The organism is Rhodococcus sp. NKCM2511 (assembly GCF_014905595.1).
Classification (GTDB): domain Bacteria; phylum Actinomycetota; class Actinomycetes; order Mycobacteriales; family Mycobacteriaceae; genus Rhodococcoides; species Rhodococcoides fascians.
This window is the reverse complement of record NZ_BNHJ02000001.1, coordinates 3,219,780-3,240,226: the sequence shown is the minus strand read 5'-3', so window position 1 is coordinate 3,240,226 and position 20,447 is coordinate 3,219,780. Positions and strand designations below refer to the sequence as shown.

17 protein-coding genes are annotated in these 20,447 nt (G+C 64.3%); 13 read left to right on the top strand and 4 right to left on the bottom strand.

Annotated features, from left to right (window positions below; all coding sequences use genetic code 11):
- Positions 1-9: 9 nt before the first annotated feature.
- Positions 10-2,475, bottom strand: coding sequence for an FAD-dependent oxidoreductase (locus tag JLZ96_RS15140; RefSeq protein ID WP_201010488.1), 2,466 nt, complete (start codon positions 2,473-2,475; stop codon positions 10-12).
- 176 nt (positions 2,476-2,651) lie between these two features.
- Positions 2,652-4,295 (bottom strand): BCCT family transporter, encoded by a 1,644-nt coding sequence (locus tag JLZ96_RS15135; protein WP_080729038.1) that lies wholly within the window; start codon positions 4,293-4,295, stop codon positions 2,652-2,654.
- Positions 4,296-4,657: 362 nt separating this feature from the next.
- Between JLZ96_RS15135 and JLZ96_RS15130 the strand changes: the two genes are divergently transcribed.
- From JLZ96_RS15130 to JLZ96_RS15105, 6 genes are all read left to right on the top strand, one after another.
- The gene (locus JLZ96_RS15130; protein ID WP_201010487.1) at positions 4,658-5,743 is read left to right on the top strand and encodes an S-(hydroxymethyl)mycothiol dehydrogenase; all 1,086 of its coding nucleotides are present in this window, start codon (positions 4,658-4,660) and stop codon (positions 5,741-5,743) included.
- Between the two features lie 370 nt (positions 5,744-6,113).
- The gene (locus JLZ96_RS15125; RefSeq protein ID WP_027494739.1) at positions 6,114-6,476 is read left to right on the top strand and encodes a bifunctional 3-phenylpropionate/cinnamic acid dioxygenase ferredoxin subunit; all 363 of its coding nucleotides are present in this window, start codon (positions 6,114-6,116) and stop codon (positions 6,474-6,476) included.
- Positions 6,473-7,636 carry an NAD(P)/FAD-dependent oxidoreductase gene (locus JLZ96_RS15120; RefSeq protein ID WP_201010486.1) on the top strand — a complete coding sequence of 388 codons (1,164 nt, stop codon included), beginning with the start codon at positions 6,473-6,475 and terminating at the stop codon, positions 7,634-7,636. The genes JLZ96_RS15125 and JLZ96_RS15120 overlap by 4 nt, the downstream gene beginning before the upstream one ends.
- Before the next feature lie 94 nt (positions 7,637-7,730).
- On the top strand, positions 7,731-8,882 hold the full coding sequence (locus JLZ96_RS15115) for an aromatic ring-hydroxylating dioxygenase subunit alpha (protein WP_027494741.1): 1,152 nt from the start codon (positions 7,731-7,733) through the stop codon (positions 8,880-8,882).
- A 42-nt stretch (positions 8,883-8,924) separates the two neighbouring features.
- On the top strand, positions 8,925-9,617 hold the full coding sequence (locus JLZ96_RS15110) for a GntR family transcriptional regulator (RefSeq protein WP_201010485.1): 693 nt from the start codon (positions 8,925-8,927) through the stop codon (positions 9,615-9,617).
- A 69-nt stretch (positions 9,618-9,686) separates the two neighbouring features.
- Positions 9,687-10,490 carry an IclR family transcriptional regulator gene (locus JLZ96_RS15105; protein WP_027494743.1) on the top strand — a complete coding sequence of 268 codons (804 nt, stop codon included), beginning with the start codon at positions 9,687-9,689 and terminating at the stop codon, positions 10,488-10,490.
- On the opposite strand, the gene JLZ96_RS15100 is transcribed toward JLZ96_RS15105, so the two are convergent.
- Positions 10,460-11,335 carry a bifunctional methylenetetrahydrofolate dehydrogenase/methenyltetrahydrofolate cyclohydrolase gene (locus JLZ96_RS15100; protein WP_032382947.1) on the bottom strand — a complete coding sequence of 292 codons (876 nt, stop codon included), beginning with the start codon at positions 11,333-11,335 and terminating at the stop codon, positions 10,460-10,462. The two genes, JLZ96_RS15105 and JLZ96_RS15100, sit on opposite strands and share 31 nt — an antisense overlap.
- A 113-nt stretch (positions 11,336-11,448) precedes the next feature.
- Between JLZ96_RS15100 and JLZ96_RS15095 the strand changes: the two genes are divergently transcribed.
- On the top strand, positions 11,449-11,907 hold the full coding sequence (locus JLZ96_RS15095; protein ID WP_201010484.1) for a hypothetical protein: 459 nt from the start codon (positions 11,449-11,451) through the stop codon (positions 11,905-11,907).
- Positions 11,908-12,121: 214 nt separating this feature from the next.
- A complete protein-coding gene (locus JLZ96_RS15090) occupies positions 12,122-12,397 on the top strand; it encodes a hypothetical protein (RefSeq protein WP_032366628.1) in 276 nt (91 codons plus the stop codon).
- Positions 12,398-12,442: 45 nt separating this feature from the next.
- Here the strand turns inward: JLZ96_RS15090 and JLZ96_RS15085 are convergent, their stop codons facing one another.
- Positions 12,443-13,933, bottom strand: a complete 1,491-nt coding sequence (locus JLZ96_RS15085) for a class I adenylate-forming enzyme family protein (RefSeq protein WP_201010483.1) — start codon at positions 13,931-13,933, stop codon at positions 12,443-12,445.
- 94 nt (positions 13,934-14,027) lie between these two features.
- Here JLZ96_RS15085 and JLZ96_RS15080 point away from each other — a divergent pair, with 94 nt between their 5' ends.
- From JLZ96_RS15080 to JLZ96_RS15060, 5 genes are all read left to right on the top strand, one after another.
- Positions 14,028-15,311 carry a CdaR family transcriptional regulator gene (locus tag JLZ96_RS15080; protein WP_201010482.1) on the top strand — a complete coding sequence of 428 codons (1,284 nt, stop codon included), beginning with the start codon at positions 14,028-14,030 and terminating at the stop codon, positions 15,309-15,311.
- Between the two features lie 197 nt (positions 15,312-15,508).
- Positions 15,509-17,356 carry a DUF3556 domain-containing protein gene (locus JLZ96_RS15075; RefSeq protein WP_201010481.1) on the top strand — a complete coding sequence of 616 codons (1,848 nt, stop codon included), beginning with the start codon at positions 15,509-15,511 and terminating at the stop codon, positions 17,354-17,356.
- Entirely contained in the window at positions 17,353-18,771 is a 1,419-nt protein-coding gene (locus JLZ96_RS15070) for an NAD(P)/FAD-dependent oxidoreductase (protein WP_201010480.1), read from the top strand. Before JLZ96_RS15075 ends, JLZ96_RS15070 begins: the two co-directional genes overlap by 4 nt.
- 85 nt (positions 18,772-18,856) lie before the next feature.
- Positions 18,857-19,633, top strand: a complete 777-nt coding sequence (locus tag JLZ96_RS15065; RefSeq protein ID WP_230072787.1) for a glucose 1-dehydrogenase — start codon at positions 18,857-18,859, stop codon at positions 19,631-19,633.
- 189 nt (positions 19,634-19,822) lie between these two features.
- The gene (locus JLZ96_RS15060; RefSeq protein WP_032368903.1) at positions 19,823-20,380 is read left to right on the top strand and encodes a hypothetical protein; all 558 of its coding nucleotides are present in this window, start codon (positions 19,823-19,825) and stop codon (positions 20,378-20,380) included.
- Positions 20,381-20,447 lie beyond the last annotated feature (67 nt).

The following is a 20,447-nucleotide window of genomic DNA, read 5'->3' as shown; positions in this document are numbered from 1 at the left end:
GGTGGGTCGTCAGCTGCGGATCTTGGCCATCTCGGGGTCGACGAGGGGCTCGGCCACGACGGTGGCGGACACGAGCCGATCGAAGTATCGAATCTGTACTGCTGCAGCGGGTTCTGCGCTACCGGCAGGAACCCAGGCGTAGGCGATCGGCGCACCGACGGTGTGACCGAACGCGGCGCTGGTGACGTAGCCGGCGGGTTCACCGTCCACCAGGACGGGCTCGTGGCCGAGTACCACCGACGTGCCGTCGTCGATCTTCAAGCAGACCAACTTCTTCGAGACGGTGTCGTCGGACATCTCGAGTACGGCGTCGCGGCCGCGGAATTCGCCCTTCTGTGGGCGTACCGCGAAGCCGAGGCCTGCCTCGTAGGGGTTGTGCTCGGTGGTCATGTCCGAACCCCACGACCGGTAGCCCTTCTCCATGCGCAGGCTGTTGAACGCAGCGCGCCCGCCGGCGATGATCCCGAACTCGGAACCGGCCTGCCACAACATGTCCCACAGTCGCTGGCCGTAATCGGCGGTGGTGTACAGCTCCCACCCGAGCTCGCCCACGTATGACAACCGCATCGCGGTGACGGGCACTCCCCCGATACGAACCTGCTTGCAGCGGAAGTACTTGAAGTTCTCGTTCGAGAAGTCGTCCTGGGTGAGCTTCTCCACGACCTCGCGGGCGTGGGGACCCCACAGGCCGATGCAGCACGTGGATCCGGTGATGTCGTCGACGGTGACGCTGCCGTCACTCGGCGCTTCGCGGCGGAGGTAATCGAAGTCGAGATTGCCGTTGGCTCCGACCTGGAACTCGTCGGCGGACAACCGCGCCACGGTGAGATCGCTTCGGACGCCGCCCTTCTCATCGAGAGCAAGGGTGTACGTGACGGCCCCGACGGTCTTGTCCATCTTGCCGGACGTCAATCCCTCCAACAGTGCCAGCGCACCGGGTCCGCGTACGCGCAGACGCTTGAGCGGGGTCATGTCGTACATGGCGACGGACGTACGGGTCTTCCACGCCTCGGCCGCGGCAATGGGCGAATGGAACATCGACGCCCACTCGTCGCGCTCGGGCGGCTGCCACTCGACGGGTAGCTGTTGCACCAGATCGGCATTGGCCTCGTACCAGTGCGGGCGTTCCCACCCGCCGCCTTCGAGGAACACGGCACCGAGTTGATGCTGCCGCGCGTTGAAGGGGCTGACCCGAACGTCACGCGGGGACAACCGCGGCTGCGAGGGATGCAGCACGTCGTAGATCTCGACGAAGTTCTGCTGCGAGGTTTCGCTGACGTACGCGGGATCGAGCTGGAAATCCTCGAAGCGGTTGACGTCGCATCCGTGCAGTTCGACCTCGGAGCGTCCGTCGACCAGCAACTGTGCGATGGCCCGGCCGACTCCGGCCGAGTGCGTCACCCACACGGCCTCGGCGATCCAGAAGCCCTTGACGTCCGGGGATTCACCGAGCAGCGGTCCGCCGTCGGGGGTGAACGAGAAGACTCCGTTGAAGCCGTGGTCGATCTTGGCGGTCTCCAGGCAGGGCAACAGCAGCTTGGACTGCTCCCACGACGGGGCGAAATCCTCCTGCGTGAAGTCGAGCATGGACGGCATCGCCTCGTCGGACACACCGTCTCCGCCGGGCAGGGTCTTGGTGTCGACGGGCATCGGGCGGTGCGCGTAGGTTCCGATGCCGAGACGGTCGACGTGCTCGCGGAAGTACAGGTCCTGATCCTGATGACGAAGAATGGGCATGCCGGCCTCGGCCGCTTCGGTGTTGCGTCCCACCAGTTCCGGGATCTGATCGGTCTTGGCGTACTGGTGCGCCAAGGGCAGCAGCGGCACCTTCATGCCGACCAGTTCGCCCACATCGGGGCCCCAGAAGCCGGCGCAGGACACCACGATGTCGGCCTCGATGACGCCGTTGTCGGTTGCCACACCGGTGACGCGGCCACCCGTCTGTTCGATACCGATGACCTTGGTGGAACCACGGAAGACCGCTCCGCGCGATTCTGCGCGACGGGCGAGTGCCACGACGGCACGGGACGCTTTGGCAAGACCGTCGGTCTCGACGTACAGACCGCCGAGAACCCGCGAACGATCGATCAGCGGATGTAGTTTGGCGCATTCGGACGGGTCGATGACCGATCCTTCGATGCCCCAGGACGTGGCCCAGCCCTGCTTGCGATGCAGGTCGGCCAGTCGCTCCTCGGTGGTGGCCACTTCGAGGCCGCCGAGCTGATTGAAGCACCACTGCCCGTCCACCTCGAGGCCCATGAACTTCTCGACGGTGTATCGGGCGAGTTCGGTCATGGTCTTGGATGCATTGGTCTGGAACACCAGACCCGGTGCGTGCGAGGTGGATCCACCCGTGAGAGGGAGCGGCCCCTGATCCAGCACGGTGATGCGATCCCAACCGCGTGCGGTGAGCTCGTCGGCCACGTTGGTACCGACTATGCCGGCGCCGATGATGACAACTCTCGGTGAACCCATGGTGGTCCTTCCGTATCGGGGTGGAGAGATGGAGCTCGGCCGAAGCGGTCTACGGCCTGCACGACAACTAACCAGAGATTGATATATCAAGAGTATGGGCAGGGATGGATGTGGTCAACCCCCGAAATACCGATGGTGCGGGACGCATAGTTTCGCGTCCCGCACCATCGCTCACTTCACTTGCCGGCCTTGACTTTCGGCGGGGCCTTGGGGTTCTTGACGATGAACGGATCGTTCGTGACGTCCTTGTACAGCGAGACACACGTACCGATCATCACCAGTACGAACGGTGCCGCCACGATGATGGTCATAGTCTGCAACCCGTTGAGGGCGTCCGAACCTCCCGTCCACAGCATCAGGATCGCGATGCCGCCGGTGACCACACCCCAGAAGGCGACGACCCCACGGGACGGATCCAGGGTGCCGCGTTGCGACAGGGTGCCCATCACGATCGAGGCAGCGTCGGCACCACTGACGAAGAAGATGCCCACCAAGACCATCACCAACACCGACGAGATGCCGGCCAACGGGAAGTGGTCGAGAACCGCGAACAGCTGCGACTCCGGCTTACCGAGGGCCACCAGATCCTCGGTTCCCTTCTGCTGCTCGCCGATTGCCGCTCCACCGAAGATCGAGAACCAGACCAAGCTCACCGACGTCGGGATGAGAATGACGCCGATGACGAACTGGCGGATGGTACGGCCGCGACTGATGCGAGCGAGGAACATACCGACGAAGGGGGTCCACGAGATCCACCAGGCCCAGTAGAAGATCGTCCAGGACGAGAGCCAGGACTCGGTCTCGGGGCCACCGGATGCCGCCGACCGCGCCGACATGCCGGCGATGTGCGCGGCGTAGTCGCCGAGAGTGGTGGGCAGCAGATTCAGGATCAGGACCGTGGGGCCCGCGACGAACACGAAGATCGCAAGCACGAGAGCCAGCACCATGTTGATGTTCGACAGCCACTGAATTCCCTTGGAAACCCCGGACACTGCCGAGGCCACGAACGCAAGTGTCAGGATGGCGACGACAGCCACGAGCAGAAGCGTCCCCGCTTGGTTGACCCAGCCGAGAACCTCGATACCGGAACCGATCTGGAGTGCGCCGAGACCGAGGGATGCCGCGGTGCCGAACATCGTGGCGAAGATCGCCAGAATGTCGATGACCTTGCCGATGGGGCCTTCGGCGCGGCGACCGATCAGCGGAATGAACGAGGAGCTGATGAGCTGCTTGCGGCCCATCCGGTAGGTGCCGTAGGCGATGGACAATCCGACCACCGCGTACATCGACCACGGATGCAGTCCCCAGTGGAAGATGGCCGTCGAGAGTGCCGTTCCCACAGTCGAATCGGTGATTCCGGGCGGCGGGGTGACGAAGTGGGTGAGGGGCTCGGCCACTCCCCAGAAGATCAAGCCGATTCCCATGCCGGCGCTGAACATCATCGCGATCCAGCTGACGGTGTTGAATTCGGGCTTCTCACCGTCTTTGCCGAGCGGAATCTTTCCGTAGCGACTGAGTGCGAGCCACAGCGCGAAGATCACGAACCCGGTGGCCGAGAAGATGAACAGCCAGCCGACGTTGGTCACGACCCAGTCGAGTACCGACGCGTTGACGGACTTCATGTTCTCGGTGCCGAGGATGCCCCATGCCAGAATCGCGATCACGATGGCGGCGGTGATACCGAACACCACCTTGTCGGTGCGCGGCTTGCCCTCCTCTCCGTGGTGGTAGACCTCGAGGGGGCCGTAATGATGAGGGGCATGTTTCTCGGGTGCAGCGACGCGAGTTTTGTCGCCCCGGGGTTTGCTGTTCGTTGTCACATCGTTCTCCCTCCGGCTCTCGCCGAATAGGTGTGTCGCCCGTGCACGCAGCGTGGGTGGTCGGATAGGTGCGCGACTCGTTGCTCTCTGCGCAACTACGATTTGTTTGGACTCGAACAAGACTGAGCCGACCCAGGGGCTATGTCAATAGATGGCTGGTCATTTCGACGCGTTCATCACGGATTTTCGAAACGGACAACGCCTCTGAACAGCATCTACGCAATTTCAAATGCCAAAAGTTGTCCGAATTCGATACTCGCTTTTAACATTCGATACTGTCCGGTAACTGATATATTAAGCCTATTCCACCACCGTCGGCGGCCTCGAACGCCGCTCCTTCACTTCACTCAGGAGTACCAACCATGCCGCAGCAGGTCCGCGCCGTCGTCGCCAAAAGCAAAGGCGAGCCCGTCTCGATCGAGACGATCACCATTCCCGATCCCGGCCCGAACGATGTCGTGGTCACCATCGCCGCGTGCGGGGTGTGTCATACCGACCTGCATTACCGCGAGGGCGGCATCAACGACGAGTTCCCGTTCCTGCTCGGCCACGAAGCCGCAGGCACCGTCGAAACCATCGGTGACGCTGTCACTCATGTCGAGGTCGGCGATTTCGTGGTGTTGAACTGGCGTGCGGTGTGCGGGGAATGCCGAGCCTGCAAGAAAGGCACCCCCTGGTACTGCTTCGACACCCACAATGCGTCGCAGAAGATGACTCTCGCCGACGGCACCGAACTCTCTCCTGCGTTGGGGATCGGGGCGTTCGCCGACAAGACTCTCGTCCACGAAGGCCAGTGCACCAAGGTCGACCCGGACTCCGATCCGGCGGTGGTGGGGTTGCTCGGCTGCGGGGTGATGGCCGGGTTGGGTGCGGCGATGAACACCGGGAACGTCTCCCGCGGTGATTCGGTCGCGGTGATCGGGTGCGGCGGTGTCGGTGATGCTGCGATCGCCGGGGCCCGCCTGGCGGGGGCGTCGACGATCATCGCCGTCGACCGCGACAAGAAAAAACTCGACTGGGCCCTCGAACTCGGCGCCACCCACACCGTCGATGCCTCGCAGGTCGATGCCGTCGAGGCCATCCAGGAGCTCACCGGTGGATTCGGGGCGGATGTGGTCATCGATGCCGTCGGCCGCCCGGAAACCTGGAAGCAGGCGTTCTACGCCCGCGATCTCGCCGGGACCGTCGTCCTCGTCGGTGTGCCGACGCCGGAGATGACCGTCGAGATGCCGTTGATCGATTTCTTCTCCCGGGGTGGGTCGTTGAAATCGTCGTGGTACGGCGATTGCCTGCCCGAGCGGGATTTTCCGATGTTGGTCGATCTGTACGAGCAGGGCCGGTTGCCGCTCGAGAAGTTCGTGACCGAACGGATCGGTCTTGGTGATATCGAGGCGGCGTTCGAGAAGATGCATCAGGGCACGGTGCTGCGTTCGGTGGTGGTCCTGTGAGCGGGCAGTTGCGGGTCGAGAAGGTGGCCGCTTCCGGTGACTCGAGCCCGTGCGCTGCGGCTCGACACCCCTGATATATCAAAGTGGGCCCTTTTACCCGTCGGTAGCGTTTTGCCTCATGGTGCCCTCGACGTATTCCGACGTCGGGGGCATCATCGAGTCGAGCGGATGCGGCACTGGCTACGCAAGTCCTTGCACGGGCTAACCACCTGCTCAGCTGGTACAACGCGTGGTTTGTCCGGTTCCGGTTACGCCGTGTTTCGCATGTATGAAAAGTGCCGTCACCTATTGACACACTCTTGTGGCGATGTTCACACTGTTGTTGCGGGAAGTAAGACGTGTTCCGCATAGCGATACAGAAAGGATCCGAATGCTCAAGGTGTGTTCCTTGGCCGATCTCCCCGGCGGCGAAGCTCTGCGCGTCGACACCACCCCTCCGGTGGCGGTGTTCCACACCGAGGACGGTGAGCTGTTCGCGATCGATGACACCTGTACGCATCAGGACGCGTCGCTCGCCGACGGCTGGCTCGAAGGGTGCGCGGTCGAATGCCCACTCCACGCGTCCACCTTCGACCTGCGTACCGGTGCTGTCGACGCTCCGCCCGCCAAGTTGCCTGTCCGCACGCACACCGTCGTCGTCGAGGACGGCGTCGTCTACGTCGAGCTGAGCACCGCGGCCCCCAATCTTCCGCCCGACGTTCGCAGCCGGTTGGCCGCCGAGGGACATTCATGAAGAGCGTCACCATCGTCGGAGCCTCCCTGGCAGGCCTGTGCTCCGCGCGTGCACTACGGGCCGCTGGGTTCGACGGCTCCGTCACCATCGTCGGTGCCGAGAGTCACCGACCCTACGACCGCCCTCCCCTGTCGAAGGAATACCTCGCCGGCGACGTGGACGTGAGCACTCTCGCCCTCGAACCCGACGACGAAAACCTCGACGCCACCTGGATTCTGGGCCGCACAGCCACCGCTCTCGATCCATCGCGTCGCACCGTCACTCTCGACGCCGGTGCCGAGCTGACCTCCGACGGCGTCGTCCTCGCCACCGGCTCACGCGCGCGATCGCTTCCCGGTACCGATCACCTCGCCGGTGTGCACGTATTGCGTACGATCGACGACGCCGACCGGCTGCGTGCAGATCTCACGCCCGGCGCACGTCTCGTCGTCATCGGCGCAGGCTTCATCGGAGCCGAAGTAGCTTCCACCGCAAGGAAGTTGGGCCTCGAGGTCACTGTCGTCGAAGCCGCCCCGTCACCGCTCGCCGGGCCACTCGGTGCACGGTTGGGTAGCGCGGTGGGCAATCTGCACCGCGACAACGGCACCACGTTGATCTGCGGAATCGCCGTCGACGGCTTGACCGGCACCGACCGAGTGACAGGCGTTCGACTCGCGGACGGCCGACTCCTCGACGCCGACGTCGTGGTTGTCGGCATCGGCGGCATTCCGAACATCGACTGGCTCGGCACCAGCGGACTCGCACTGGGCAACGGAATCCTGTGCGACGGCGGCGGCGCGACCGCCGTACCCGGAGTGGTCGCAGTCGGCGACTGCGCCGCATGGCTGGATTCGACCGGCGTCCACCGACGCGTCGAGCATTGGGCCGGGGCGTCCGAACGACCCACCGTTGCAGTGGCCACCCTGCTCTCGGGCAGTTACGGCGGCCAACACGTCAAACCTCCGTATTTCTGGTCCGACCAGTACGGGTCACGTATTCAGTTCGCCGGCACCGCCGGACCGGACAGTGAATGCACCATCGAAGAGGGTTCGCCCGAACTCGGGAGTTTCCTCGCCGTGTATCGATCCGACGGACTTCCGGTCGGTGTACTCGGTGTCAATCAAGTTCGATTGTTCACCCGCTGGCGCCGACAGCTCTCGGCTCCCGCTCGCGCGGTCTGAAATCACCCAGGCCGCTGCTCCATCCGTCGTATTCCATTACCCAAGTTGACGTCTCGTCACCGATCCACAAGATCGGCCACGTACGGAGGACCCCTTGACCACCATTCCCGACACCACGCCGCCCGCAACCTCCCTTCCCCTGCCCGAAAGCCTCATCTCCACCCTTCCCGGTCGCTACTACACCGATCCGGCCATCTTCGAGCTCGAGCAGGAGAAGATCTTCGAGGAACTGTGGATCTGCGCGGTCCGTGCCGCCGATCTGGACAAGCCCGGTGCCTTCCGCACCGTGCAGATCGGGCGCGAAAGCGTCATCGTGACGCGCACCCGAACCGGGGCGATCAAGGCCTACCTGAACGTGTGCGCGCACCGCGGTGCTCGAATCTGCATGGAGGACAAGGGCGAAGTCAAGCGATCGTTCCAGTGTCCGTACCACGCCTGGACCTACGATCTCGACGGAAAGCTCATCGCAGCACCGAATCTCACCAAGATGCCCGACATCGATCGGGTTCGCTACGGCCTGGCGTCGGTGTCGGTCGAGGAATGGCTCGGGTACGTCTGGGTCAATCTCAGCGACAATCCGGCCTCCTTCGACACCACTGTGGTGCAGGACATCCGTGATCGACTCGGCGACGTCGAGTCGATCGACCGCTACAAGATCGAAGACCTCGGTCTCGGCCGCCGCGTGAGCTACGACGTCAAGGCCAACTGGAAGCTCATCATCGAGAACTTCATGGAGTGCTACCACTGCGCCACCATCCACCCCGAGCTGACCGAGGTACTTCCCGAATTCGCCGACGGTTACGCGGCCCAGTACTACGTGGGCCACGGAGCCGAATTCGGGGAATCCGTCAAGGGATTCACGCTCGACGGTTCCGAGGGACACGACTCCATTCCCGGAATCGCACCCGAACAGGACCGGCGCTACTACGCCATCACCGTCCGGCCACAGGTGTTCGTCAACCTCGTCCCGGATCACGTGATCATCCATCGGATGTATCCGCTTGCCGCCGATCGCACTCTGGTGGAATGCGATTGGCTGTACCTGCCCGGCGTCGTCGCATCGGGACGGGATCTGCAGAAATCGGTGGAGTTGTTCCACCGCGTCAATCTGCAGGACTTCGAGGCGTGCGAACGCTGCCAGCCCGCCATGAGCTCACGGAAGTACCGCGACGGCGGAGTGCTGGTGGGCAGCGAACACCACATCGGCATCTTCCACGATTGGCTGAAGAACCGCATCGAGGCCTGACCGCACGCTGACCCGCACTCGGTGCCGATAGGATCGGTAACCATGAGTGTCGAGGTCGCATCGCCGGGCGCCCCCGGATCGTCGGGGGTGCCGGGCGAACCCGGAGCGACGATGGCCGACGTCGCCTACTCGGCTATCCGCGACAAACTGATCATGCTGACCATCAAGCCGGGTGAGGCCGTCGTCGAATCGGCGTTGTCCGCCGAGCTGGGCGTTGGACGCACGCCGGTACGGGAAGCTCTCAAACGGCTCGAGTACGAGCGCCTCGTCATCTCGCACGCCCGCCGCGGCACTTTCGCCACGGCCATCGACGTCGCCGATCTGGGCGACATCTCCGAAATCCGCCAGCGGCTCGAGCCTCTTGCCGCCGCCAAGGCAGCCACCGCGGCCACCGCAACCCAACGCCAAGTTCTGCTGGGCATGGCCGACCGCACCGAGAAGTTCGAGGCGACGCCGCCGAGCCAACACGACCTGATCAACTGGGATGCCGAAGTGCATCGCACCGTCTACCGGCTGGCGGCCAACCCGGTTCTCGAAGACGCATTGATTCGCTACAACAATCTCGCGACGCGAATCTTCTGGTTGTTCATGGATCGACTGCCTCCCCTGGCCGACCACGTGGGGACGCACACCGAGCTGCTGCGCGCCATCGCGGCAGGCGATGCCGAGAAGGCCGCGACCATCGCCCGAGCACACGTGACCGAGTTCGACGACGCGGTGCGCGCCGTCATCTAGATCGCCGGCTCGGGCCACGCTCCGAGGGGCAACACCACGGCCAAGTGCCTGTTACGTATAGTCGCGGGGGTGGCCAGCGACGATTCGACACGTGCCCCCGAGGGTGGCGTCCAGTCCGTCGACCGCGCATTTCGGGTGCTCGAGGTCGTGGCACGGCTCGGAGAGGCCGGCGTGAGCGCCATCGCCACCGAGATCGGTGTGCACAAATCCACGGTGTCGAGGCTGCTGGCGTCGCTCGAAGAACACGACATGGTGATGCAGACGCACAATCGCGGCAAGTACCGGCTCAGCCTCGGAGTCCTCCGGCTCGCGGCGGCCGTGCCCGAGCGTCTGGAGATCACCGAATACGGCCACGCGGTCTGTGAACGCCTCGCCGGCAAGCTCGGCGAAACGGTCAATATCGCTGTGCTGCGGTCCAATACAGCGGTCCACCTGGATCAGGCCCGCGGGCCGAGTTCGGTGGGAACCCACAACTGGATCGGGGAGCAGACACCGCTGCACGCCACCGCGAGCGGCAAGGTGTTGCTGGCTGCCCTCGACTCCGATACGCGTCAGGACGTCGTGGACGGACTCGACCTCCACCGATACACCGAGCACACACTCACCACCAAAGCCGGTCTCACTGCCGAACTCGATGCTGCGGTATCCCTCGGATACGCCGTCGTCGTCGAAGAGTTCGAGACCGGACTCAACGCCATCGCAGCCCCGATTCTCGACTACACCGGCAAGACGACCGCGGCGCTGAGCATCTCGGGACCGGTCTACCGCTTCGACGAAACCAGAATGCGGGCCATCGTCCCCGACGTGCTGGCCGCCGCCGCCGAGATCAGCGAGAAGATGGGCTACCGGGAGTCCTTCATCCCCTCGGCCTGAGCGGCCTCCGCACACTCCACCACGTTCGTCAGCAGCATCGCCCTGGTCATCGGCCCGACCCCGCCGGTCGCTCCGCTGAGCCGCCCCGCAATGTGCTCGACGCCGGGGTGCACGTCGCCGAGAATGCCCTCGACGGTACGGGTGATTCCCACCGACAACACCGTGGCTCCGGCACTGATCCAGTCCGGTTGCACCAGATGCGCAACACCCGCTGCCGCGATGACCACGTCGGCGGCCCGAGTGTGTGCGGCGGTGTCCACCGTCGCCTCGTGACACATGGTCACGGTGGCGTGTTCGCTGCGACGCGTCAGCATCAAGCCGAGCGGACGACCCACCGTGATTCCACATCCGATGATGCAGAAGCGAGCACCGGTGATCGGAACATCGTGGTGCCGAAGCAGTTCCAATATCCCCCGTGGGGTGCAGGGCAGCGGCCCGTCCATGCCGAGTACGAGCCGGCCCAAATTGGTCGGATGCAGCCCGTCGGCATCCTTGCGAGGATCGATCAGCTCGATCACCCGATGGGTGTCGATGTGCGAGGGCAGCGGCAACTGAACGATGAACCCGGTGCACTCGGGATCCTCGTTGAGAGCGTGCACGGCATCTTCGATCTCCTGCTGACTCGCGGACGCAGGCAGCCGAACCTGAATCGAATGCAGTCCCACCTCGGCGCAGTCGCGATGCTTCGCCGCGACATAGGAACGGCTCCCCGGATCGTCGCCCACCAGAATCGTGCCCAGGCCGGGCCGAATCCCCTGCTGGGCGAGCCGTTCGACGCGGTATCGCAGATCGTCCTTGACGATCGCGCTGACCGCGGTTCCGTCGATCTTGAGCGCTGTGGTCATACTTTCGATTCCTCGGTTCGGCGGGCCGCTGCGGATCTGATATATCAACTGTCGGTCAGGGTACGGTGAGTCGCAGGGACCGGTCAAGAGCCGCGGTATGGGAGGGTCGAGACATGGAGCCCCTGCAGCCGATGCGGCCGGTCGACGTGCAACGGGTCGAGCGAGAGGCCGCACCTCGATGGAAGGTGTGGGGTGCGCGCATCGTCCTTGTAGGACTTGTTCTGACCGCGGTTCTGGTCGAGGACGGACAGTCATGGATGGTCGTCGCAGGGATATGCACGACAGCGATAGGCGCGGCGCTGACCGTTGCGTCGACGCGCCGAAGGATGCGCGAGAACGCGGGCCGCCGAATTCCCTGGAACGGTCGGCCGCCGATCGAACCCCGGCGGGTAGACCTACTGGACACCTTCGGATTTCCGATGGTCGTCTTCGGCGTCGCGTTGACCGCGAAGAGCGCATACGTGCCGTGGTCTTTCGCAGTAGCGGTCGTCTGCATCGGCGTTGCCGGGGTGCCCCTGGCGGCACATGCATGGCACAACTACCGCGTCCGCAGAAGCACGCCCAAGCCCTGACCATTCGGGTCGGGTGCAAGGCTCGACGGCGATTGCCCGACGGCACAGCGCATACAACCGGCCGCGACTCCCACCCCGTTCCGATGAAATCCGACTGACCGTCGCCGATGAAGAGATGATCGAGTCTCTACTATGGAGGCGTCGTTGCCGGTCACCTGCAGAAGAACAGGTCGGGGCGGTGCTGCCGCACTGCATGCGAGAAGGAGTGCCGGTGATGCGCAAGTCCCCTTCTCGGTCGATGTTCCGTGACGGTGCCGGAAACCTGGCGTTGATTGCGGGCATCGTCGCGGTCGTCTGCGCGTTCGTGCCGTTCGTCGGAGACTTCGTGACCATCCCGGCCGGAGTGATCGCGGTGGTCAGTGGCTGGATCGGTCTGGGCCGCGCAGTCGAGGGCGACGCGTCCAACGGTCGCGACGCCGTGATCGGAGCAGCGCTCGGTGGCATCGGATTGTTCGTCGTGTTCCTGACCTTCGCGGCCTCGTCCATGTGACCGCGACCGTCCTGACCCGGTAGCGACAGGGCAGGTCGGATCGGACTACGCGCCGAGCTCCTTCTTCACGATCTTTCCGACGGAGTTCTTCGGTAGAGCGTCGTGGACCACTGTCCGAGTCGGTCGCTTGAACTTGGCCAGGCTCCGCGCACAGTGCGCGTCCAGCTCGTCGACCGAGATACTGCGACCGGCTCGTGCAACGACGTGCGCGACGGGCACCTCCCCGTAGACCGGATGCGCTTCGCCGACGACGGCCGCTTCCAGGACGTCGGGATGGGATTGCAGGACATGTTCGATTTCGCTCGGCGCGATGTTCTCGCCGCCGCGAATGATCATGTCCTTGAGTCGATCCACCAAGACGAGATAGCCGTCCTCGTCGAGGACTCCGATGTCGCCGGTGTGCAACCACCCCTCTCGAATGGTCTTAGCGGTCACGTCCGGCAGGCCCAGATATCCCTGCATGACCGTCTCTCCGCTCACCAACACTTCACCGGTCCGGCCAGGAAGGGAGCTCGGACCGTCGGGTGTATCGATCGCAATGTCGATACCGGGGAGCGCGATGCCGACCGTGCCCGGCTTCCGAATCCCGTTCGGCGGGTTGATCGTTGCCGCCACAGTGCATTCCGACAGGCCGTACCCTTCGACGACCGGCACGCCGAAGATCGATTCGAACGACGCGATCAGGCCGGCAGGCATGGGCGCTGCTCCACAGATGACGAATCGAAGCGACGAGATGTCGCGGTCGGTCGAGCCGCGGTCCGCCAACAGTGAGTACATGGTGGGCACTGCGGAGAAGTAGGTGGGCCGGACAGTCTCCACGTTGTCCCAGAACGTGTCCGGCGAGAAACGAGGCGCGATGTGCACCCGTCCGCCGGCTCGTAGTGGAGCGACCGAGCCGACGACGAGTCCGTTGCAGTGAAAGAGTGGAAGCACCAGCAGGCTCGTGTCGGCATCGGTCAATTCGCAGGCCGTCACGATCGCGGCGCTCATCCGGTCGACGTTGCGATGAGTCAGCACACAGCCTTTCGGCCGCCCCGTCGTTCCCGAGGTGTAGACGATCAAGGCCGGTGCCGAGCTGTCGGCAGGCCCCGCTCCACGATGCATGCCGTCCAACTGCGGCATGCGGGGACGACGATCGCTGGAGTCCACGTCGATGAACGAAATACCCTGTGCGCGTGCGAGAGTGCAGGCTCGCTCGCTACCGACGAGCACTCGGGCGGTCGAGTCCTCGAGTTGATAGCGCACCTCGTCGTCGGTGAGTGCGGGATTGACGGGAGTCAGCGTTGCTCCCAGCACCCATGCCGCGAACATCGTGGTGATGATGTCGATGCGATTCGGGAGCAAGACTGCAACCACATCACCCGCTCCCACCCCCGCGTCGACGAGTTCGGCGGCAACCGAGTCGACTTCGAGCCCGAACTCGGCATTGCTCAACCGAGTGGAGTCGTCGGACAGACACGCGCCGTCCGGGTCGTTGTCGATGCGGCGGTACATGGCCTGCAGAACCGGCGAGGAGGCGTCGAGAATTGGCAGCATGTGACGTAGGTTACGGATTGCCCATTTGAAAGACTTCGGTCCAGCAGCACAAAAACCGCGGATTATTTGTAGCCCGAAACGAAAAGGAACACCCGTGCCGACACCTGCCGACATCTCGCCCGCCTCCGCCGAGGCGGTGCGCACTCACGTGGCTGCTGTTGCCGCGCACCTCAATGCCCGGCTGGCAGATGTCGTGGCGCAGATGCGCACGACACTCGCGTCGCGCATCACGGAACTGAACAACGAACCATCGCTGATCGAGCTGCTGGGATCGAGTATCGAGGGCAACGTCGACACCATCCTGCACGCTCTACAGCACGACATCGGCGGTGCCGGATTCGAGCCGCCGGCGGCGGCCATCGAATATGCGCGCCGCCTGGCTCAGTGGGGCGTGCCGGTCAATGCCTTGGTTCGCGCCTATCGACTCGGACAGCAATTTCTGCTCGATCGAGCGTTCGAGACCTCGATGTCGCTGGCCGCGCCGGACCCGGTCCGGATGGAAGCGCACCGCGTGATCGTCGATTCGGTGTTCGACTACATCGACTGGATCTCGCAACGGGTGGCCGCGGTGTACGAGACCGAGCGGGAGTCCTGGCTGGCGGACCGCGAGAATGCTCGACTCGATGCGGTACTCGATCTCCTGAACGGCAAGGGATCGGTGGACGTCGTCGAGCGAGTGACCGGGTATCGACTGCGCGGACGACACCTGGCCGTCGTGGCCTGGGTCGGCGAGTCCGCCGTTCGCGGCGACCGGATGCGCAGGTTCACCACGACCATCCGCGCTCTGGCGGTGGACTTGGACAGTCCGGCCCCTCCCCTGGTGGTCGGACGCGACGGCGCTACCGCGTGGGGATGGATTCAGGTTCCATCGAACGACACAGATCTCGCCGTCGTTCTCGATCGCATCAACACTCGACCGCGGACCGAGGACGCACCCCTGTTGGCGGCCGGGGCCATCGGACTCGACGCGGCCGGGTTCGTCACATCCCACCGGCAGGCTCAGCGCGCCCATCACGTGGCCGTTCTGGGTGGCCGAGGCCGAACGATCGAACGCTACGACGACCCCGGGTTGGCCGTGGTGGACCTGTGCGCTCGCGACCCGTCGGCACTACAGGCCTGGGTCCTGACCGTGCTGGGACCGCAGTTGGCCGCCGACACCACACATGCCGAACGATTGCGCACCACGTTGCGGATCTACCTCGCGTGCGAACGGAGCCTCTCCGCGGCGGCTGCGGTGATGACGATGCACAAGAACTCGATTCGCTACCGCGTCGACAATGCCGAGAAGCTGCTCCCCCGGCCACTGTCCGACGACCGACTCGCCGTCGAGGTTGCCCTCACCGCATGTCAGTGGCTCGGGGCTCGGATCCTCTCCTGAGAGTGCACTTTGTGTCGGCGTCACAAAAACGAAGGTGAGCCTCGGGTCGGCGAACCATTGGGACCGCCGATAGGAACCCCGTAGCTTTCTGTGGTGCAGGACACAGTCCGATGGTTGCGTCACCGCGACCCGAGCCTCGGGCGACAGGGCTGACTCCTGCTCCTTCATCCTCAGCGCTCGCTACAGAAAGCTCACTCATGGGATTCAAGAACGGACAGTTTCCACCTGTCGACCTCGAAACCTTCCTCGACCGGCCCCTGCTGGAACGAGTGAAAACCCTTGCACTGCATTGGGTCGACTACGGCTTCGGCTCGCCGAAGGTCATCCCCACCACCTACGTCGTCAAGCTCCTGGTGCTCTACATCGGGATCGGCCTGACTCTGGCGACACTGACTTCCGGCGTCGGGATGCCGTGGGACGTCGGCTCGTGGTGGGACGACATGATCGTCTACCAGAAGTTGGTCTACTGGACGATGCTGCTCGAAACCGTCGGACTCGCGGGGTCGTGGGGACCGATCGCCGGCAAGTTCAAGCCGATGACAGGCGGAATCCTGTTCTGGGCGAAACCGGGGACCGTTCGGATGCCTCCGTGGCCGGGCAAGATGCCGTTCACCTCGGGCGACACCAGGACGCCGCTGGACGTCGTGCTGTATCTCGCGCTCCTGGTGAGTCTGTTCGTACCCGTCATCGCGCCCGGAACATCGCCCGGTGCATTTGCCTCGATCCTGCCCGAGGGCATCGGCAACCTCGTCGATCCACGCTGGGCGATCGCGCCGGTCTTGCTCACCATCGTTGTGGGCCTTCGTGACAAGACGATCTTCATCGCTGCCCGCGCCGAGCAGTACGGTCCTGCGATAGTCCTGTTCGGTCTCGTGGGAATCCTCGGTGACAACGCCATCGTCGACCTCGTCGTCGGACTCAAACTGCTCATCTTCTCGGTGTGGGTCGGGGCCGGCATCTCGAAATTCGGTGCACATTTCGCCAACGTCGTTCCGCCGATGGTCTCGAACAGCCCCTGCATTCCCACGCGCTGGGCCAGGCGCAAGCACTACCGGAATTTCCCGGACGACATTCGCCCCTCGGCAACGGCCAAATTGATCGCGCACGTATTGGGCACCACCGTCGAGATCGCGGTACCGGTCGTGTTGCTGCTCACCACCAACACGACCGTCGCACTCGCCGGAGCACTTCTCATGGTGGCATTCCACCTGTTCATCATCTCGACGTTCCCGCTGGCGGTCCCGCTCGAGTGGAATCTGTTGTTCGCCTACGCAGCGGTGTTCCTCTTCGTCGGACATCCTGCAGGACAGGGATTCTCGATCTTCGACGCCTCCCCGTGGTTCGTGGCGACAGCGCTGGTGTGCTTGTTCTTCTTCCCGGTGCTGGGTAACCTACGACCGGACCTCGTGGCCTTCACGCCCTCGATGCGCCAGTACGCGGGCAACTGGGCCTCCGGTCTCTGGGCGTTCGCACCGGGTGCTGAGGACAAGCTCGATCAGATCGTGCGCCCCACCCGCAATCAGGTACGACAGCTCGAAGCCATGGGTTACCCGCCTGCCGTCGCCGAGATCACGATGCAACAGACCATCGCATGGCGCTCGATGCACAGTCAGGGCCGCGGATTGTTCTCGCTTCTGATCCGCAACGTTCCCGACATCGATCGATGGACGGTGCGTGAAGGCGAATTCGCCTGCAACTCGATCCTCGGCTTCAACTTCGGCGACGGCCACCTGCACGACGCCTCCCTCATCGCAGCGATTCAGCGACGCTGCAACTTCGAACCGGGCGAGTTCGTGGTGGCGTGGGTCGAATCGCAGCCCATCCATCGAAAGACGCAGTCGTACAAACTCATCGATGCCGCCCTCGGCGTGATCGAAACCGGTACGTGGAACGTCGACGACGCGGTGTCCGCCCAGCCGTGGCTACCCGACGGCCCCATCCCCATGTCGGTGACGTGGCTGCGTCGCGCAGACTCGACAACCGCTCGACACTCGGCACCGGAGACGTCGTCGGCGACGGCCGGTGCTGGAGAATCGACATCATGACGCGATCCGCGACGATAGTGGGCAGCGGCCCGAACGGGCTCGCCGCTGCACTTGCTCTGGCGCGCGACGGAATCCACGTCACCGTGCTTGAAGCGGAGAGCGAGATCGGCGGCGGCACCCGTAGCCACCGGCCTTTCACCACCGTCGATCTGCTCGTCGATCACTGTGCCGGTTTCCATCCGATGGCGGTGGGTTCACCTGCCCTCGCCGGTCTCGAGCAACACGGACTGACGTGGCGGTGGCCCGAGATCGATTGTGCACATCCGCTTCTCGACGACGCGGCAGCGCTGCTCCATCGATCGATAAACGAGACTGCTGTGGGCCTGGGTGCGGACGGCAAACGATGGAAGGCACTGTTCGGGCAACCGTCGTCGTCGTACGACAGACTGTCCGAAGACCTACTCGGACCGGTCGTGCACCTGCCCCGACATCCACTGCTGCTGGCGAGATTCGGTGCGCCGACTGCTCTGCCAGCTGCGGCGTTGTCACGGGTGTTCGCCACGCCGCAGGCGCGGGCACTGTTCGTCGGAGCAGCGGCACACGCGATGCGGCCGTTGACCGAAGTGTTCTCCTCCGCCATCGGGGTGGGAATCCTGACCGCCGGACACCACAACGGATGGCCGGTGGCGGAGGGCGGAACCGCGGCGATCTCACGGGCGATGCACTCCGCGCTCATCGAACTCGGAGCAACCGTGCAGACCTCGACGCGGGTTGCCTCGCGAGCAGATCTGCCGCCGTCGGACATCACGATCTTCGACACGGCGCCGTCCGTGGTGGCCGACGTACTCGGCCAGGATCTGACGACGCGTACACGACGCTCCTACAACAGGTTTCGGCACGGTCCGGCTGCGTTCAAGGTCGACCTCGCGGTGCGCGGCGGAGTCCCGTGGACCGACTCCCGGGTCGCGCAGGCCGGCACTGTGCACGTGGGAGGTAGCGCCGAGGACACCATCGCAGCCGAGGCGGCCGTTGCTGCAGGACGAATGCCCGATCGGCCGTTCGTCCTCGTCGGGCAGCAGTTCGTCGCAGATCCTCAGCGCACGGACGGAGACGTCGTACCGTTGTACGCATACGCCCATGTTCCCGCCGGCCTCGACCACGATGTCACCGACGTCGTGATCGACCGCATCGAACAGTTCGCACCGGGCCTGCGTTCGCGAATTGTGGAGACAGTCAGCACGTCTCCGCAGAGCTTCGCCGATGGAAACGCGAATTTCGTCGGCGGCGACATTCTGTGCGGTACGTCGTCACCGACACAATTGCTCCTCGGACCACGGCCCGGCCGAGACCCGTACCGCACGGGTACGCCGGGGTTCTATCTCTGCTCGGCGGCAACTCCCCCCGGACCCGGTGCACACGGCATGGCGGGACTGAATGCAGCGCGACGAGCTCTGGATGACCTGCTGAAGCGCTGAAACAGCGACACAGCAATACCTTTCGTCTTCTCTGTCGTCAGCGAGAAGGCACTACCTCTGCTTTCCCACGGAAGGACCGAACACAATGCCCATCGACGAATCTCTCCACGGCAAGGTCGCACTCGTCACCGGTGCCGGGGCAGGCCTCGGTGCCGCCATCGCGCGGCGACTGGCCTCCGACGGTGCACAGGTGGTCGTCTCCGACATCGATCTCGACGCTGCCCGCCAGGTGGCGTCCTCGATCGACGGTGCGATCGCCGTCGCGACAGACGTCACCGACGAGGATCGAGTTCGATCTCTCGTCGAGCAGACCCTCGAACACTTCGGCAACCTGCACATAGCAATTCCCAACGCCGGTGTCGGCGAGGTCAGAGCGATCGCACAGATGTCGTACGCCGATTGGCGGCGTACCACCGCAGTCAACCTGGACGGCGTGTTCCTGACCATCCGATATGCCGCACCCGCGATCGCAGCATCCGGCGGTGGCTCCATCGTCACCATCAGCTCGATCACCGCGACGGCAGGTTCGGCGCTGCTCGCGCCCTACGCCGCCAGCAAGGCCGCGGTGAGAAATCTGACCGAAACCGCCGCAACGGAGTTCAGAGCGCAGGGTGTTCGAGTCAACGCTGTGCTGCCAGGGTTCATCGATACCGCTCTGGTCACCAAGGCAGCCCCCGAATTCGAGGCAGCTCTGGGGCTACCGGAAGGAGGGTTCGACACCCTCATCGCCGACAAACAAGGGCGCTACGGCACACCGGAGGAAGTAGCAGCAGCTGTCGCGTTCTTCGCATCGCAACAGTCGTCCTGGTGCACGGGGAGCAGCCTCGTCCTGGACGGCGGACTGGTCGGCTCACTGCTCTGAACGCCTGACGGGTTTCGAGGAGCGAGGGCGCATCCGTGGCGTTCCGGTTCGAGTCGGCGTGGGGCCCAGGTGTGGAAACCGCTCACGCGGGTAACCGATGGACAAGGAGCCGTTGACGCGGCCGCCAAAACCTCTGTTATATCGCGCGTTTCGCGATCGGAGCAGCGCACACAACCGAAGGATCCTCAGATGTCCAACAGAAATACCCTCATCCGTTCGCTACACGATCTCGGTGCTGCTGCCTGGTTCGGCGGCTCGCTCATGGGTGCCGTGGGCGTGAACGGTGCTGCCACTGCGGTGCAGGATCCGCGAGACCGCGCACAGGTTGCCGCGGCAGGGTGGGCGAAATGGGCTCCGGTCAACGCCGCGGCCATCGGTGCACATCTCATCGGCGGCGCAGGCATACTCATGGCCAACCGCGGTCGGGCTCGTCATCAGCAGGGTGTCACCGCCAACACCAACTTGAAAATCGCCGTTACCGGTGCCGCCCTGGCCGCCACTGCATACAGCGGCGTTCTCGGCGCGAAAACGACCAAGGCTCAGGGCCATTCGATCGATTCGGCAACCGAGCCGTCAGCAGGCACCCCACGCGAGGCCGCCGCAGCACAGAAGCAATTGAAGTACCTCCAGTGGGCATTGCCGGTCCTGACCGGAACCCTCGTGGTGCTGGGTGCTCAGCAGGGTGAGCAGCAAAGGCCGACCGAGATCTTGTCGGGAATCGCAGGAAAGCTGGTCGCCCGCGCGTAGAAACACGCGCATGTGCCCTACCCCGTCGCAGACATTGCGGCGGGGTCGGACTTGTTGGGGCAGTTCC

Excerpts from the sequence above, each read along its gene's own strand:
- JLZ96_RS15140 (WP_201010488.1), bottom strand. The coding sequence starts at position 2,475 with ATGGGTTCACCGAGAGTTGTCATCATCGGCGCCGGCATAGTCGGTACC.
- JLZ96_RS15130 (WP_201010487.1), top strand. The coding sequence starts at position 4,658 with ATGCCGCAGCAGGTCCGCGCCGTCGTCGCCAAAAGCAAAGGCGAGCCC.
- JLZ96_RS15125 (WP_027494739.1), top strand. The coding sequence starts at position 6,114 with ATGCTCAAGGTGTGTTCCTTGGCCGATCTCCCCGGCGGCGAAGCTCTG.
- JLZ96_RS15120 (WP_201010486.1), top strand. The coding sequence starts at position 6,473 with ATGAAGAGCGTCACCATCGTCGGAGCCTCCCTGGCAGGCCTGTGCTCC.
- JLZ96_RS15110 (WP_201010485.1), top strand. The coding sequence starts at position 8,925 with ATGAGTGTCGAGGTCGCATCGCCGGGCGCCCCCGGATCGTCGGGGGTG.
- JLZ96_RS15100 (WP_032382947.1), bottom strand. The coding sequence starts at position 11,335 with ATGACCACAGCGCTCAAGATCGACGGAACCGCGGTCAGCGCGATCGTC.
- JLZ96_RS15095 (WP_201010484.1), top strand. The coding sequence starts at position 11,449 with ATGGAGCCCCTGCAGCCGATGCGGCCGGTCGACGTGCAACGGGTCGAG.
- JLZ96_RS15090 (WP_032366628.1), top strand. The coding sequence starts at position 12,122 with ATGCGCAAGTCCCCTTCTCGGTCGATGTTCCGTGACGGTGCCGGAAAC.
- JLZ96_RS15085 (WP_201010483.1), bottom strand. The coding sequence starts at position 13,933 with ATGCTGCCAATTCTCGACGCCTCCTCGCCGGTTCTGCAGGCCATGTAC.
- JLZ96_RS15075 (WP_201010481.1), top strand. The coding sequence starts at position 15,509 with ATGGGATTCAAGAACGGACAGTTTCCACCTGTCGACCTCGAAACCTTC.
- JLZ96_RS15070 (WP_201010480.1), top strand. The coding sequence starts at position 17,353 with ATGACGCGATCCGCGACGATAGTGGGCAGCGGCCCGAACGGGCTCGCC.
- JLZ96_RS15065 (WP_230072787.1), top strand. The coding sequence starts at position 18,857 with ATGCCCATCGACGAATCTCTCCACGGCAAGGTCGCACTCGTCACCGGT.
- JLZ96_RS15060 (WP_032368903.1), top strand. The coding sequence starts at position 19,823 with ATGTCCAACAGAAATACCCTCATCCGTTCGCTACACGATCTCGGTGCT.